The organism is Marivita sp. (assembly GCF_051251565.1).
In the GTDB taxonomy this organism is placed as follows: Bacteria; Pseudomonadota; Alphaproteobacteria; order Rhodobacterales; family Rhodobacteraceae; genus Marivita.
The window spans coordinates 1-12216 of the sequence record NZ_JBPOFB010000003.1; the positions used below are offsets into that span (position 1 = coordinate 1).

General features: G+C 58.8%; 15 protein-coding genes. 7 read left to right on the top strand and 8 right to left on the bottom strand.

Annotated elements, in window-relative coordinates:
• Nucleotides 1-90: 90 nt before the first annotated feature.
• Genes ACSHXH_RS04705 through ACSHXH_RS04720 form a run of 4 tightly spaced genes read right to left on the bottom strand, consistent with a single transcriptional unit; the run spans nt 91 to nt 3035 of the window.
• Nucleotides 91-1038 (bottom strand): OmpA family protein, encoded by a 948-nt coding sequence (locus ACSHXH_RS04705; protein WP_435670618.1) that lies wholly within the window; start codon nt 1036-1038, stop codon nt 91-93.
• Entirely contained in the window at nt 1010-1582 is a 573-nt protein-coding gene (locus ACSHXH_RS04710) for a peroxidase-related enzyme (protein ID WP_435670619.1), read from the bottom strand. Before ACSHXH_RS04710 ends, ACSHXH_RS04705 begins: the two co-directional genes overlap by 29 nt.
• On the bottom strand, nt 1579-2316 hold the full coding sequence (locus ACSHXH_RS04715; RefSeq protein ID WP_435670620.1) for a GNAT family N-acetyltransferase: 738 nt from the start codon (nt 2314-2316) through the stop codon (nt 1579-1581). The genes ACSHXH_RS04710 and ACSHXH_RS04715 overlap by 4 nt, the downstream gene beginning before the upstream one ends.
• Entirely contained in the window at nt 2313-3035 is a 723-nt protein-coding gene (locus ACSHXH_RS04720; RefSeq protein ID WP_435670621.1) for a competence/damage-inducible protein A, read from the bottom strand. Before ACSHXH_RS04720 ends, ACSHXH_RS04715 begins: the two co-directional genes overlap by 4 nt.
• A 47-nt stretch (nt 3036-3082) precedes the next feature.
• Between ACSHXH_RS04720 and sfsA the strand changes: the two genes are divergently transcribed.
• The 6 genes from sfsA (at nt 3083) to ACSHXH_RS04750 (ending at nt 8352) form a co-directional block, all read left to right on the top strand.
• Nucleotides 3083-3799, top strand: a complete 717-nt coding sequence (gene sfsA / locus ACSHXH_RS04725; protein ID WP_435670622.1) for a DNA/RNA nuclease SfsA — start codon at nt 3083-3085, stop codon at nt 3797-3799.
• 92 nt (nt 3800-3891) lie between these two features.
• On the top strand, nt 3892-4683 hold the full coding sequence (gene map, locus ACSHXH_RS04730; protein WP_435670623.1) for a type I methionyl aminopeptidase: 792 nt from the start codon (nt 3892-3894) through the stop codon (nt 4681-4683).
• 14 nt (nt 4684-4697) lie between these two features.
• Nucleotides 4698-5381, top strand: a complete 684-nt coding sequence (locus ACSHXH_RS04735) for a hypothetical protein (RefSeq protein WP_435670624.1) — start codon at nt 4698-4700, stop codon at nt 5379-5381.
• Between the two features lie 80 nt (nt 5382-5461).
• Nucleotides 5462-6547, top strand: coding sequence for a histidinol-phosphate transaminase (gene hisC / locus ACSHXH_RS04740; protein WP_435670625.1), 1086 nt, complete (start codon nt 5462-5464; stop codon nt 6545-6547).
• Nucleotides 6544-7455 (top strand): prephenate/arogenate dehydrogenase family protein, encoded by a 912-nt coding sequence (locus tag ACSHXH_RS04745; protein WP_435670626.1) that lies wholly within the window; start codon nt 6544-6546, stop codon nt 7453-7455. Before hisC ends, ACSHXH_RS04745 begins: the two co-directional genes overlap by 4 nt.
• 9 nt (nt 7456-7464) lie before the next feature.
• Nucleotides 7465-8352 carry an extensin-like domain-containing protein gene (locus ACSHXH_RS04750; protein ID WP_435670627.1) on the top strand — a complete coding sequence of 296 codons (888 nt, stop codon included), beginning with the start codon at nt 7465-7467 and terminating at the stop codon, nt 8350-8352.
• A 2-nt stretch (nt 8353-8354) separates the two neighbouring features.
• Here the strand turns inward: ACSHXH_RS04750 and fliP are convergent, their stop codons facing one another.
• The 4 genes from fliP to fliF are packed head-to-tail and all read right to left on the bottom strand — an operon-like array spanning nt 8355 to nt 11603.
• Nucleotides 8355-9083, bottom strand: a complete 729-nt coding sequence (gene fliP, locus ACSHXH_RS04755) for a flagellar type III secretion system pore protein FliP (protein WP_435670628.1) — start codon at nt 9081-9083, stop codon at nt 8355-8357.
• Nucleotides 9084-9086: 3 nt separating this feature from the next.
• Nucleotides 9087-9383 (bottom strand): FliM/FliN family flagellar motor switch protein, encoded by a 297-nt coding sequence (locus ACSHXH_RS04760; protein WP_435670629.1) that lies wholly within the window; start codon nt 9381-9383, stop codon nt 9087-9089.
• Complete coding sequence (locus ACSHXH_RS04765) at nt 9376-9978, bottom strand: ABC transporter ATP-binding protein (protein WP_435670630.1); 603 nt, start codon at nt 9976-9978, stop codon at nt 9376-9378. Before ACSHXH_RS04765 ends, ACSHXH_RS04760 begins: the two co-directional genes overlap by 8 nt.
• On the bottom strand, nt 9975-11603 hold the full coding sequence (gene fliF, locus ACSHXH_RS04770; RefSeq protein ID WP_435670631.1) for a flagellar basal-body MS-ring/collar protein FliF: 1629 nt from the start codon (nt 11601-11603) through the stop codon (nt 9975-9977). Before fliF ends, ACSHXH_RS04765 begins: the two co-directional genes overlap by 4 nt.
• A 98-nt stretch (nt 11604-11701) precedes the next feature.
• On the opposite strand from fliF, the gene ACSHXH_RS04775 reads away from it, so the two are divergent.
• A complete protein-coding gene (locus tag ACSHXH_RS04775) occupies nt 11702-12211 on the top strand; it encodes a flagellar basal body-associated FliL family protein (RefSeq protein WP_435670632.1) in 510 nt (169 codons plus the stop codon).
• Nucleotides 12212-12216: the final 5 nt, after the last annotated feature.

The window sequence follows — 12216 nt, forward strand, 5'->3', positions numbered from 1 at the left end:
TCCTCTCCCGCGGGCCCGCCCCCCCCCCCCGCCCCCCCCCCCCCCCCCCCCCCCCCCCGGTCGGATCGGGCGCAGCCCGATCCGATACACTCATTCAACAGAAATAAGCACGGCTTCGACACGGCGGTTGGCCTCGCGCCCTGCTGCGGTCAGGTTCGGCGCGCGCGGTGACAGGAACCCAACCCCGTCGGCAGAAACCTGCGCCGCAGGAACACCGCGCGCCGTGACATAGGATTGCGCGGCCTCGGCCCGGCGGCGGGACAAAGCGATATTGGCCGCAAGCGATCCCGTGGCGTCGGTATGTCCCACAAAGGTGATCTGGCGGCTGGGATTTGCGGTCAGATAGGCAACAACGGCATCCAGGGACGGCACGGCCCCATCGCCCAAAGAAGCAGAGCCGCTGGCGAAATCCAGATCGGCCAGCACCACATGCCCGACCCGTTCCAGTTCGGCCACCACATCGCCGACCTGTTCAAGGATAGCATAACTTGCCGCGTTGGACACCGATACGGCAGGCCGTCCGGGCGGGCCCACTTCGATCAGTTGGACAAAGACGGTATCGCCATCGCGGCTGACCAGAAGGCTTAGCGCCTGTGTGGCATCGGCGGATTTCGCGGACAAGAACCGGTAGTCGGACAGATCGACATACATGTTCGGCGCGCGCAGCACCTCGGTACCAAAGCGGAAGTCAAACCCGCCACAGCTTCGGGCGTTGCATTCGAAGATGATCCCGAACTGATCGGCGACAAGCTCATCGCGCACCGGACCGACAACCTGCCCCGTGGTGATCCCGGCACCGGAAATGCGCCAGGCCTTGCGGCGCACTTCGCCCTCAAGACTGGCCACGGGCAAACCGGTTTCCTCGGTCCAGACCCCGATGGGCAGATCATAGCTGCCGGCTTGCGTCACCCGTGACACGGTTTCACGCGCGCCAATGGGCAGCGCCAGGTCAAGCGCCAGACCGGGGACAGCGGCGCAGAGACCTGCGCCAAGGATGACGCCAAAAAGCTTAGCGCGCCTGCGCGTGATACTCGTCATTGGGCCGCATATCCGTGGCGCTTGCCACGCGGTTGGTCATGTTGAAAAAACCGGTGACATTCACGATGTCCCAAATATCACGGTCGCTGAACCCGGCATCCCGCAAGGCCTCACGGTCAAACTCGGTCACCTCGGCACTGGTCTTGGTGACTTTGTCCGCAAAGGACAGCATGGCGCGGTGCCGATGCGGCAGGTCTGCAACACGCCAGTTCATCACAAGCATTTCGCCCAATTTCGGGTCACCAGACAAGGCGCGGACCGCAGCACCATGAGCGGTCAGGCAATAAAAGCACTTGTTGATCGAGCTGACGACCACCGCGATCATCTCGCGCTCCAGCTTGCTCAGGCCACTGCCCGCCAGCATCAGATCGTTATACATTGCCGTAAATGCGTTGAGCTTTTCGATGTCGAAGGCATAGGCCTGAAGGACATTCGGGATCATGCCCAGCTTGTCCTGACAGACGTCAAAATATTTCTGTGTTTCGGGGGGCAACGGGTCAACCATCGGAAGGTTGAGCGCCGTGGGAAGGGTGTCTTTGGTCATTCGCTGTCGCTTGTGTTGGGCAAGATGCGGTAGTGGTACTGTCCCACAACCTGCATGCCGAGGGAAGCATAGAGCCCGTTGGCGGCGCCATTGGCCTGTGTGCACAGAACGCTCATCCAGTCCGCGCCATGAGCTTTGGCCCAATGTGCCGCCTGCCGCATGAGCCAGACGCCCATGCCCTTGCGGCGATGGGCCGACGTGATTTCAAGCGCGTGTACCATCGCGATACCGTCCGAGATGGCGCAAAAGGCGGTGCCTGCGGGTTTGTCGCTGATTCGGCCAAGCAGCCCGGTCTTTGGCACTTCGGCCCGGTCCATCACGGCGATCCGGTCGGGGCCAATGCCCCCGTCAGCCCAGATATCCAGCATGATGGCAAGCGGTTCCCAGATGGCAAAGGCGGTGACGCGGGGAACCGGCCTGTCGGTCAGTTGATCTACGGGACAGGCCCAAAGGTTGACCGGATCAATGATCTCGTATCCGCGAGCTTCAAGCGCGCTGTCCAGCGCGTCTTCGCCTTCCCGGATCATGAAAAGAGCGTCTTGCCCCAGCATGCGCATCGCAGTTTCGGCGGCGGCAAGATCATCGTCGGTCCAGTCGCCTTGGGCGGTGGCAGCACTGACGCGCTTGCCGCCCCGCGCGCCGTTGCGCAGCATCCACGGCCCCGCAGGGGTGCGGTCTGCCGGCGGCCATGTTGCCTCGGTCACAGCATAGAGCATCTGGACCGTTGGAATCATGCGGGAAATATCTCGACCAGCCGGGCCATCGCGTGATCTACCCGCGCGCCATCACTGCCGCGCACTACGATGTTCGATCCGTATGCGCCGTTTTGCTGAAACGGATATGACCCGATGGACAGGTCCGGGAAATCAGTGGCGATCTGACCCAAAGGTCCGGCAATGTCGCCTTCGCCCCGGTCCACCCGAAGCGTTTGCGACAAGATCGGCGCACCGCCGGTCAAGGTCGGGATCACGGTCGCCACCATGGCCTGAAACACCGACGGCACACCTGCCATCACATGCACATTGCCGATGGTGAACCCCGGCGCAATCGACACCGGGTTTTCGATCAGCGTCGCGCCATCAGGAATACGCGCCATACGTTTGCGGGCATCGTTGAAATCCATTCCACGGCTGTCATAATGCGCCTGCAAGAGCGCGGCGGCATCTGCACGCACGTCGATAGGCACCCCAAAGGCCGCGGCCACACAATCTGCGGTGATGTCGTCATGGGTTGGCCCAATCCCACCAGAGGTGACCACCGTGTGATAGGCCGCGCGCAAGGCGTTCAACGCCGCAACAATCGCCTCGCGGTGATCGCTCACGATGCGCACCTCGCACAGGTCGATGCCCACCTTGGTCAATTCCTGCGCCAGATGGTGCATGTTCGCATCGCGGGTCCGGCCCGAGAGAATCTCGTCGCCGATCACCAGCATGGCCGCAGTTGGGTTGGGCATGCGCTGCCTCCTTGATCACCGGTTTTTCTCAGGTATAGGCGGGGGTCATGCGCTTTCAAACCCCTCTTGTGCCGGGCGTCCTGATCCGGCGGTACAAACGCTTTCTGGCAGACGTCACCTTGGCGGATGGGCAAGAGATCACGGCGCATTGCGCCAACCCGGGGTCGATGATGGGTCTGGCCGCGCCAGGCATGCGCGTTTGGCTGGAGCCCAATGATGATCCGAAGAAAAAGCTGAAATATGGCTGGCGGCTGGTAGAGCACGAAAACGGGCACTTCACCGGAGTCGATACAGCCGTGCCAAACCGCATGCTGCGCGCCGCGCTTGAGGCCCGCGAGGTGCCGGGCCTGACCGATTTCGACAGTCTGCGCGCCGAAGTGCCTTATGGCGAGAAAAGCAGGATCGATTTTTTCCTAACCCGCGACGGGCACCCTGACATTTATATTGAGGTGAAATCCGTCACCCTATCGCGTCAGCACGGTCTGGCCGAATTTCCTGACAGCGTCACGGCGCGCGGCACCAAGCACTTGAACGAATTGACTGCCATGGTCCAACAAGGCCACCGCGCCATCATGTTTTATCTTGTGCAGCGCACGGATTGTCGCCGCATGACGCTCGCCGCTGATATTGACCCGGCATACGCCAAAGCCTGGGCAGCGGCATCACAGGTCGGCGTTGAAACCTTTGTCATGGATTGCAACATCACGCCCGATGCTGTGCTTTTGGGCAAACCGATCCCGATGGAGCCCCCGGCTGAGCCGTAACGTCGCGCCACTGGCAAAACGGTGCTCGGGGGGCTAAAACTCAAACAAACAGGTATTGGAGTTCGCGCGTGAACACTAACCATGATGGTCGCATGACACGAGAAGGCATCCGCATCCACGATGCGGCTGACTTTGCGGGTATGCGCGCGGCAGGTGAATTGGCGGCCCGGATTCTGGACGAGGTGGCGGAGCATGTGTTCGTGGGCCAGACCACGACCGTACTTGACGACTATATCCGCAACCGCGTCGAAGAGGCGGGCGCGACGTCGGCGACCATTGGGTACAAAGGCTATCAACACGCAAGCTGCATCAGCGTGAACCATGTTGTCTGCCATGGCATTCCCGGCGACAAAAAGCTCAAGGATGGCGACATCCTGAATATCGACGTGACGGTGATTGTCGATGGCTGGTTCGGCGACACAAGCCGGATGTATGTGGCTGGCAAGCTTAGCCGCAAGGCTGAACGGCTGATCCAAGTGACCCATGACGCCCTGTTCAAAGGCATCGACGCGGCCAAGCCCGGTAACACGTTTGGCGATATCGGCCACGCCATCCAGACCTATGTCGAGGCAAACCGCATGGCGGTGGTGCGCGATTTCTGCGGACATGGCCTTGGCCGCGTGTTTCATGCGCCACCCAATGTGTTGCATTACGGGCGCGCGGGCACCGGTCCCCGGCTTGAGGAAGGCATGTTCTTTACCATTGAGCCGATGGTTAATCTGGGGCGCCCCGAAACCAAGGTTCTGGCCGATGACTGGACGGCCGTCACGCGTGACAAATCCCTGTCAGCACAGTTTGAACACTCCATCGGCATCACCTCTGACGGGTGCGAGGTGTTCACGCCATCGCCCGCCGGACGGTTTCATCCGACCTACGACACCTGAGTGATCCGCGTCGCATGGACACATATCCGACACGCATTCTGACCATCGGGTGCAGCTGCATCAACCGGTTTCAGTTTGATGTCTTTCAAGCCCTGCACCCCGACACTGTGCATCACTTTGTCAAATCGCTGTTTGACTGGAACATCGTTTCCCTGATCGGCACAGAGACGCTGTTGCAGCATGCTGTCGATGGTCACTTGCAGGCGCTTCTGGAAGATACATCCGAATATGTCGTCGACTATGGGGTGTTGCTGTTTCACAGGCATTTGCCCGGTATCTGCTTTTTCCACGAGCAGGATATCGCCAAAGCGTTTGACGACCCGGCCCAAAAGGACAGTCTTGTCAGTAAGTTGGCTCATCAGGCCGCGCCCTTTCTGGCCCCCGACTATGAAGGCCGAACGCATCTGGTCTGGTCAAATGTCCAACCCAACCTGCCCGGCACGGTGCGCAACGTGACACCGTGGGATGACTTCCAACTGACCGCACCCCGTTATGCAAAGATCACGTCGCTGGGGCGTCAATTGTTCGGGCCCGATACGACGTTCACCTTTCTCACGCTCGTGGCGGATGCCACGCCGGAGGCCTTGCAAAATCCTGATGTGCACATGCTGACCCTACCCCGCAGCGCGGACTACCAGGGACCGCCCGATCTTTATGCGCCGTTTCTGTCACAGATACTTGATCAGACACACAACTGAACAGCTCGTGTGGTGGGATGGTTTGTCGCTTTCCCTTATCCTGCAGCCCCGCTAAACCGTTTGCCATAGCGGAGGTTCAGATGACCAAGATCACCCCACAACCCGGAATCATGGATATTGCACTGTATGTTGGTGGCAAGTCCCATGTCGAGGGTGTCTCGAACGTGGTGAAACTCAGCTCGAACGAAAATCCGTTCGGGCCAAGCCCGGCTGCACAAGAAGCCGTGCGCCGATCTGTTCTTGAGCTGCATCGCTATCCGTCCACCGACCATGCCGCGCTGCGCCGCGCCATTGCCGAAATCTACGGCCTGAACGCCGATCAGGTCATCTGTGGTGTTGGGTCCGATGAAATCATCACCTTCCTGTGCCAAGCCTATGCCGGGCCGGGGGATGAGGTGATTCACACCGAACATGGATTCGCACTCTACAAGATTTGTGCGCTGGCCGCCGGGGCCACCCCGGTCGAGGTGCCAGAACATGAGCGTGTCACCGATGTTGATGCGATCCTCTCAGCCTGCACCGACCGGACTCGTTTGGTCTTTATCGCCAACCCGAACAACCCAACCGGCACGATGATCGGTCTGGCAGAGATCGAACGGCTGGCAGAGAACCTGCCGCCACAAGCCTTGCTGGTGCTGGACGGGGCCTATGCCGAATTCGTCGATGGTTATGATGGCGGGGCCGCTTTGGTGCGCGCGCGCGACAATGTTGTGATGACGCGTACGTTTTCAAAAATCTACGGTCTGGGCGGGTTGCGCATTGGTTGGGGCTACGGCCCACAAGAGATCATCGACGTGCTCAACCGCGTTCGGGGACCGTTCAACCTATCGGGCACTGCGCTGGCGGCCGCCGAAGTCGCAGTGCGTGACACCGCTTATGTCGAGAAATGCCGCCTTGAGAACACCCGACTGCGCGCGTGGCTCGCCGAGGCGCTTGCCGAACACGGTGTGCCTTCGGACACCTCGATGGCGAACTTCATTCTTGCCCGTTTCACGGATGAGGCCGAGGCCGAGGCCTGCAATCTATATTTGCAAAAAGAAGGGCTGATCGTCCGGCAGGTCGGGTCCTACAACCTGCCCCATGCCTTACGCATCACCGTCGGTGACGAAGCAAGCTGCCGCCGCGTGGCCCATGCCGTTGGCCAGTTCAAGGCAGGCGCGCGATGACCCAGATCTACAACCGCGTGGCCCTTGTCGGTCTGGGCCTTATCGCATCGTCCATGTTCTGGTCGATGAAACGCGGCGATCTTGCGAGCCATGTCACAGGCTTTGCCCGCAGCGCCGAAACCCGCGAAACCGCGCGCCGCATTGGGCTATGCGATACGGTGTGCGACACGCTTGCCGAGGCTGTGAAAAACGCAGACCTGGTCGTTCTTGCCGTCCCCGTTGGGGTCATGGGCCAGATCGCGGCAGATATTGCGCCCTATCTCAAGCCAGGGGCAACGGTCACCGATGTGGGCTCGGTCAAGGGCCAAGTCATCACCGACGTGATACCGCACATTCCCGAGGGGGTGCATTTTGTGCCAGCGCACCCCTTGGCAGGGACAGAACACTCCGGGCCAGAATCAGGGTTTGCCACCTTGTTCGACAATCGGTGGTGTTTGATTGTCCCACCCGAAAACAGCGATCCCGCTGCGATCGAGGCGCTTGAGAAGTTCTGGCGCGGGCTTGGAGCAAATGTTGATGTGATGGAGCCGGACCATCACGATCTTGTCCTTGCGGTGACATCCCATTGTCCCCACCTGATCGCCTACACGATGGTCGGTGTCGCCGACGATCTGCGCCGCGTGACCGACAGCGAAGTCATAAAGTATTCTGCCGCGGGTTTCCGGGATTTCACCCGCATTGCCGCCTCTGATCCCACCATGTGGCGTGATGTGTTTTTGTCGAACAAGGACGCAACGCTGGAAATTCTGGGGCGCTTTACCGAAGAGCTGTTCGCGCTTCAACGGGCCATCCGGCAAGGGGATGGTGATTTCCTGCACGAGTATTTCACCCGCACCCGTGCCATTCGGCGCGGCATCATCGAAGCGGGCCAAGACACGGCGGCACCGAATTTCGGGCGCTCGGGCTAGGACAATGGTATGCGGTTAACGAGTGGTTTGTTTGTTTTGATGATGGGGATGACGGGGGCGGTGATTGCAGCGCCCGACACATCGCTCAAGCCGGTTGCCCGGGGCGAAACGCAAGACGCAGCACTGGCGCTGTCCGATATACGTCCAACCGCGCGCCCTACCTTGAATGCAGCGGCGCTTGCCCGCCAACTGATCCAAGAGATCGAACCCGAGGGTCCAATCTCTGTGCAGGCAGCACCTGTTCAAAACACCTCAGCGGTGGCACGCGCGTTTGCGGCCCTATCCCCACAGGCCACCGGCTTGTCGATCCGTCCCGCGTTGCGTCCTGACACGATGGTACGCAAAGCGATGGCGCAGCGCCGCGAACAGGCCAAAGGGGCCATTTGTGGAGACAGCGCGATTCAGGGAGACGTTGTCGGTTTTGTCCCCGGGCGGTTGTCAGCGTGCGGCATTCAGAACGGGGTGCGGGTGCGGTCGGTGTCTGGCATCAGCCTGAGCCAACACGCCGTTATGGATTGCCCAACGGCCAAAGCACTCAAGTCCTGGGTGGACAAGGGGATGAACCCCGCCATTGGCACCACTGGTGGCGGCGTCAGCCAGATCAAGGTCGCAGCGCATTACGCCTGTCGCACCCGCAACAATCAACCCGGCGCGCGGATCAGCGAGCATGGCAAAGGTCGGGCCATCGACATCTCAGGTTTTCGACTGCGCGACGGATCAGAGATCACATTGCTGCAAGGATGGGATCGAAGGGATACTGGGCCGATCCTGCGCAAGATGCATAAACGTGCCTGTGGCATCTTCGGAACTGTTCTTGGCCCCGAGTCCAACCGATTCCACAAGGACCACTTTCACTTTGACACTGCGCGGCATCGAGGCGGAGCGTTCTGCCGCTAACGCTATTGATACGACCGAACGATGCTTTCCGCGACCAGCGCCCAACCATCGGCCACAACAAAAAACGCGAGCTTAAACGGCAGCGACACAATCGCTGGAGGCACCATCATCATCCCCATCGACATCAATACGGCCGCAACCACGAGGTCGATGATGAGAAATGGCAGGAAAATAAGAAACCCAACCTGAAACGCCCGCGCCAGTTCTGACAAAAGAAAGCTCGAGATCAAGACAGACAAGGGGGTTTCAGATGTGACTTCGGTCAAATCCAAATCTGATCTGATCCGCGCCATGGTGGCAAACGTGTCAGGATTAACTTGTGCCGCCATGAAAATGCGAAACGGTTCAAAGCCGCGTTCAAAGCCTGTTTGCGTATCGATTTCTTCGTTCAAAAGCGGTTGAATCCCCTGTTCCCACGCATCGATCAAAACTGGTTCCATTACAAAAAACGTAAGAAACAGGGCAATGCTGACGATAAGCATATTCGGAGGCGATTGCTGCAACCCTATAGCTTGTCTCAAGATGGACAGGACCGTGATCATGAACGGAAAACAGGTGACCGTGATCACAATACCCGGTGCGACACTCAGAATCGTGATCAGTGCGATCAACTGAACCGTGGTCGCCGTCACCGATCCGCCATCGCCAAAATCAAGCGACAGGCTTTGCGCCGAGGCCGCACCGGACAGGATTAAGCCCAGTCCAAGTGTGATGAAACAAAGCCGGACCACCCGTCAGCCGCCTGAATTTCCGAAATCGTTCACATCAACCAGCCGCACGCAAAGCTGCCCGTGCTGCTCGCCGCCTTCCGATATTTCCAGAACGCCCGTCCCGATCAATCGGTCGCCAACATAAAGGTCAACCAGATCCTCCACGCGTTTGTCCAACACCAAGACTGACCCTTCTTCCAGCTGGAGTAGTTCCCGGACCAGAGGGCGCGCGCGGCCAACGGATACAGTGATTTCGATCGGTACGCAGGTGAACGCGGCATCGGATTTGGGAGCCTCCAAACCTTGAACTGATTTATCCATGTGCCCGCACCTCGACTTGCCCATACAAAACCGCGTGGACCGCATCCGTTATCTGAGAAGTCACATCGATCAAATCGATTGAGAGTTCCTTTGCACCCAGCCGCAGTTCCGCCTGGCCTTCACCTATCGACGACGATTCCGTCACTGTGACCGGCAGGCTGTGAGACGCAGAATTCACGAGCTGGGTAACATGCGCCCCTGCCCCAGGGGCCACGGCTATTGCGATTTGAACCGTGCCAATGTCCCGTGCAATTTGCGACAACTGATCCGCGATATGGGCCCCGAGCGTGTCTCGCGCCAGCGCAGGAAGCATCTTTTGCAGAATTTCGGTGAACAGGGGGGTCAAGTTGGACAACACCTGCGCGTGCACCTCGTGGTAGGTAAAGGACAAATCCAACAGGTTCTGTGCCACCGCGTCAGCAAAATGGGCACCTTCTTCGGATTTGGCCTTGATCGCATCGTCCCAGCCCGCCCGATATCCCTTGTCAAAGGATTCAAGACGTTCTGTTTCAAGTGCTTCATCTGTTATGGTAAGATTGGGTGTGGCAGACGTGGCGACCCCGAAATCTTCGAGATAAGTCGAAATCGATATCATCGCGCATCCTCTGGTCTTGGCTCGTCAAGCCAGCTTCGCAAGACTTCCACGGTTTCGCTGCGACGCTCTTCAATCAGGGTTTTCAAGCGCGCCACTGCGTCTTCAGAGGAAGAAATCTCTTGCTGTCCCCGAGGCTCTGCCAGTGCAGGAAGCCCACCCACTGATCCATCCGGCTCGATCGTGCCGCTCAAAACCGGCAAGTCAGACGCTATGTTGGGTCTCGATTGTGTATTGGCTGGTGCCAAAAGCCCAACCGGCTGACGCGATGGCAGCAAAAGCGGCCGCACCACGAACATGCCCAAGACAAGGGCCACAAGTGCGAGAACAGCGATCTGAATCAAGCTCATTGGGTCAAGCTGGCCTATAAACCAACCTTGCTCTGACGGAATCGAACCCAGTGTCTCAAGCGGCTCAAAAGACAGGGATTTCAAGGTAATGACATCACCCCTGACTTCGTTGTAACCAACCGCCGATGCCACAAGATCACGCATCGCAGTCAGTTCTTCGTCCGACACTGGAACAAAGCTTTGCGCACCCTGCGCATCAGTTTGGACAGTGCCATTGACCATGACCGCCACGGTCAACCGCTTGATCGCGCCCGGTGCCTTGATGATCTCGCGCGTGGTTTGGGACACTTCATAATTCAGCCGTTCCCGCGTTTCAGAGCTTTGGCGCGTTTCGCTTTCGCTGGCGTTGGCATCGCCATCTGGCAGATTTGACGCAACGGTCACCGCGCCGGAACCCGCATTCTCTGATTGATCAGAACGTTCTTCGCTATCAGAGCTAATGATGAAACGGCTGTCTGGGTCAAAGCGCCGTTCAGTAATGGATTCGCTGTCCGTAACGGTATCGATGCTCACTTCGACGACTGCGTTCCCACGACCAACCCGCGCTTCGACCAGCCGCAGCACACGGTCACGCAACATATCCGTGCGGTCCTGATCATGCGACGCACCAACCATGGTGCCATCGTCAGACACCAGACCAGCCTGCGAATCGATCAAAGCCACCCCTGACGGATCAAGCCCTGCAACCGCAGAGGCCACAAGATGGCGAATTGCCTGGACCTGCGCCCTGTCAATGACACCGGATCGGGCTGTCACGTGCACAGACGCGCTCGGCGCAAGATCGCGCCGAAACGGATTGTCGCTTCCGGTGGCTATATGCACCCGGGCCATCATGACATCCGGCGAAGACACGATGGTGCGCGCAAGCTCGCCTTCCTTTGCGCGTAAGTAAGCGGCATCGAACATTTGCGACGTGGTCCCAAAGCCCGAAAGTGAATCAAGAAGTTCATACCCCTGCCCCGACGACGCAGGCAGGCCTTCGCTGGCAAGCGTTAGGCGCAATTGATCCCGCGCTGCGTCGGACACGAAGACGGACGTTCCGCGCACTTCGAACGCAACCCCCTTTTGCTGAAGCGCTTGCACCACCTCGCCGGCAGCGGCGGCATCAAGCCCTGAATACAAAAGGGTCATCCGCGGTTGTGTCACGAGGCGTGACATGCCCAGAACCGCCAGAAAAATCACAATTGTAGATCCAAGCACGACCGCTTTGCGCGCGTTGCTCAGACGTCGCCACACTGGCAAAATTTGCTGCACCGATATCCTCCGAATCCAAAACATTCTGTTTCGCTGATGACGGCTGTTATCGTCGGTTCGTGTTAACAATCGGTTAGTGCCTCACGGGTAAAACGGTCCATGAACTCGAAATTGGATGCGTCATGGCAACGGCTGGAGCAACAGGAAACGAAACGGGCAACGCGCCTGTCAAATTATCAAAGAGCGCACTGATCCTTTCAGTGGTTCTTTGTCTGGCAGGTGCAGGACTTGGGTATTTTGGCGTCTCCAGCGGGATGTTTCCCTTGGGCGGGACCAAAAATATACATGAGAAGCAGGCATCTGAAACGACGGGAGTTTCTGAAGGCCGCGCAGATGTGGTGTTTGTCGAAATCCCCACATTGATCGTGACTTTGCCGCCCGGGGCAAAGAATGACCACCTTCGGTTTACCGGCCAAATCGAAGTCCCCAGGCAACACCAAAGCGATGTTGAGCATCTTTTGCCGCGGATTCAGGATGCCATGAATGGATATCTTCGCGCCCTTACAGCCGAAGATATCGAGGGGCCAGGGGCGCTGTTCAAAATCCGCCTGCATTTGTTTCGTCGAGTCGTCATGATCGTTGGCTTGGGCAAGGCGAACAGCCTCCTTGTGACAGAATTTATCCTGAATTGAGGACA